The 2,850-nt window shown below is 65.6% G+C and carries 3 protein-coding genes; all 3 read right to left on the bottom strand.

The window, feature by feature from the left end; all coding sequences use genetic code 11:
- The coding region (locus tag JOY90_RS26065; protein WP_291693979.1) for an ABC transporter ATP-binding protein at positions 1 to 843 on the bottom strand (843 nt) is incomplete at its 3' end.
- Positions 844 to 870: 27 nt separating this feature from the next.
- Positions 871 to 1,878: an ABC transporter substrate-binding protein gene (locus JOY90_RS26070; protein WP_291693980.1), complete on the bottom strand. Its 1,008-nt coding sequence runs from the start codon at positions 1,876 to 1,878 to the stop codon at positions 871 to 873.
- A gap of 69 nt (positions 1,879 to 1,947) precedes the next feature.
- Positions 1,948 to 2,850: iron ABC transporter permease (locus tag JOY90_RS26075; RefSeq protein ID WP_291693981.1), on the bottom strand; the 903-nt coding region annotated here is incomplete at its 5' end.

The raw sequence follows: 2,850 nt of genomic DNA on the forward strand, positions 1-2,850 counted from the left end.
GCCGGGGGAAACCGGCTGCAGCAGCGCGGCCTCGGCGCGCCGTCCGTCGCCAAAATCGACCACGCCGAATTTGCCGTTGCGCTCGACCAGCGTGCCGGCGAGCTCGTTGGTGGCGCCGGTGAAATTGGCCACGAACAGGTCGGCTGGACGGTTATAGATCTCGTCCGGCGAGCCGATCTGCAACAGCTTGCCGTCGCGCATCACGCCGATGCGGTCGCCGAGCACGACGGCTTCGGCCTGGTCATGGGTGACGTAGAGCGCGGTCATGCCGGTCTGCTTCAGGATGACGCGCAGATCGTCACGCAACCGCAACCGCAACTTGGCGTCGAGATTGGACAGCGGCTCGTCGAGCAGCAGGAGCTGCGGCCGATAGACGATGGCGCGCGCCAGTGCCACGCGTTGCATCTGTCCGCCCGACAGCGCCACCACCGGCCGGTCGGCGTATTCCGACAGGCCGACCAGCGCCAGCACGTCGGCGACCTTCTTGTCGGCGTCGGCGCGGGCAACCTTGCGGTGCTTGAGCGGATAGACCACGTTCTGCCGCACCGTCATGTGCGGCCAGACCGCGTAGGACTGGAACACCATGCCGAGGTCGCGCTGCCGCGGCGGCACCAGCACGCCGCGCTCCGGCGAAGACATCACTTTGCCGCCGATTGCGATCTCGCCGCCGGTCGGATGCTCGAGACCGGCGACGCAGCGCAACGTCGTGGTCTTGCCGCAACCGGAGGGTCCGAGCAGCACCACGATCTCGCCGGCCGGCACGCCAAAGCTGACGCCGTCGATGGCCGGCCGCCCGATCGCGAACTGCTTGCGCAGGTGCGTGACTTCGAGCGTCCCCGTCATGATGTCACCGGCCTCATCAAACCTCCCTCATTGCCGGTAGCCGTAGGTCTTGTTCCAGTCGTCGACCCAGGGCTCGTGCAGCTTCACATACTGGTCGAAGTTCGGGTACCAGACCTTCACCACCGTGGGGTCGAAACCCTCGGGATAGACCGGCGGCTCCCTCAGCGAGGTGAGATTGCCGAGCTCCTTGATCATGAAGGTCTGCCCCTCTCTGGACATGCACCAGTTCAGGAACAATTTTGCCGCATTGGGATGCGCAGCCGTCTTCGGAATGCCGGTGGCGTAGGGATTGACCGGTGCGCCTTCCGGCGCGAAGAAGATCTTGATCGGCGCGCCGTCCTTCTGCTTGGGGTAGATCGCATTGTAGAGCAACGGCCCCATCGCGATCTCGCCGCGCACTAGCGCGTCCGACATCGGCGCGCCCGATGGATAGAGCACCGGATGCGTCGCCGCCTGCTTGGCCCAGTAGTCCTCGCCCAGCACCTGGCGCTCGAACATGGTGCGGGTCCAGGTGGTGCCGCCGGAGGCGGCGAACACCTGACCGGTCTGCTTGTCGTATTCGGCCTTGGTCAAATCCCGCCAGCTCTTCGGCGGGTCCTTCACCAATTCGGTGTTGTAGGCGATCGACCATACCAGCGTCGCGCGCGGCCACAGCTTCGGCGAGATCTGCGCATCCGGATTGTAGTCGGCCGCGTTCGGCGGCGCATAGTCCTGGAACAGGTCAGCGAGCGGCAGCATCAGAGCGCGATCGGAATGGTCGACCACGTCGGCGATGAGCTTGCCGGCGGCGGCCTCCGTCTTCACCCGCGTGATGAGCTGGCCGCCGGGCGCGCGCACCATCTCGACCTTGATCTCGGGAAAGCGCTTGTTGAATTCCTTGATGACCTGCTGCTCGACCTCGGCGAAATTGGCCGTATAAAACACGAGCCTGCCCTCGGCCTTCGCCGCCGCGATCAGCTCGGGCGGCCCGAAATTCTCCTCGGCCCGCGCGGGCGCGCCGCCGAGCGCGAACCCGAGCGCCGCGATGACCGCCATGCGGGCAACTCTCGCCAATCTTCCTGATCTCACGCTGATCCTCCCTGCACTTTTCTTATTGGACCGTCGCTACCTGATGCCTTGCGCCACCCCGCCTTGCCGCGCCCCGCGCGACAGCCAGTTGGCGCCGCCGATCAGGACGCCGAGCAGCACGGTCTGCACCAGGCTGAAGGCCGCAGTCTTGCCGACATTGCCGCCTTCGTAATAGTCAAGCAGCAGGACCGACATCACCATGGTGTTGCTGGTGTAGAGGAACAGCGACGAGCCGAGTTCGCGGATCGCCAGCACGAACAGCAGCGTCATGGACGCAATCACGCCCGGCCGCGCCAGCGGCAGCACGATGGTGGCGATGGTCGCGAGCGTGCCCTTGCCGCAGACCCAGGCCGCCTCCTCCAATTCGCGATGAATCTGCAGGAAGGAGGTCGACAGCGCCTTCACCGTGTCCGGCATGAAGCGCGCGATGAAGGCGAGCGCGAGAATCCAGATCGTGCCGTAGAGCCCGCCGGGAATGCCGATCCAGGCCCAGAGATAGGCGACGCCGACCACGAGGCCGGGGATCGCGACCGGCACGGTCGAGATCAGGTCGATGCTGCGGCGGCCCGGCAGCCGGGTGCGGTGGATGGTGTAGCCGATCGCGAAGGCGAGCGTGCCCCCGATGATGGCGGTGATGATGCCGACCTCGACTGCGTTGACCATCGACTTCAAGGTCAGCGGATTGTCGAAGATGCTGTCGAAATGCATCAGCGAATATTGCCGCATGTCGAACAGGGCGGCGACATCACGGATGAACAGGAATTTTCGGAACGCGGCGACGATCAGCGCCAGCATCGGCAACACCACGACCACGAGCAGGTAGACGAGCCCGAGCGCGAAGGTGAGCCAGCGCCACGGCCCGAGATCGAGGCTGCGCGGCCGGAACGCCTTGCCGGCCACGGTGGTGTAGCTTCTCCCGCTCAACACCTTCTGCTGCAG

The organism is Bradyrhizobium sp. (genome assembly GCF_019242285.1).
Lineage (GTDB): Bacteria > Pseudomonadota > Alphaproteobacteria > Rhizobiales > Xanthobacteraceae > Bradyrhizobium.

Coding starts and splice junctions, on each gene's coding strand:
- JOY90_RS26070 (WP_291693980.1), bottom strand. CDS start 1,878: ATGGCGGTCATCGCGGCGCTCGGGTTCGCGCTCGGCGGCGCGCCCGCG.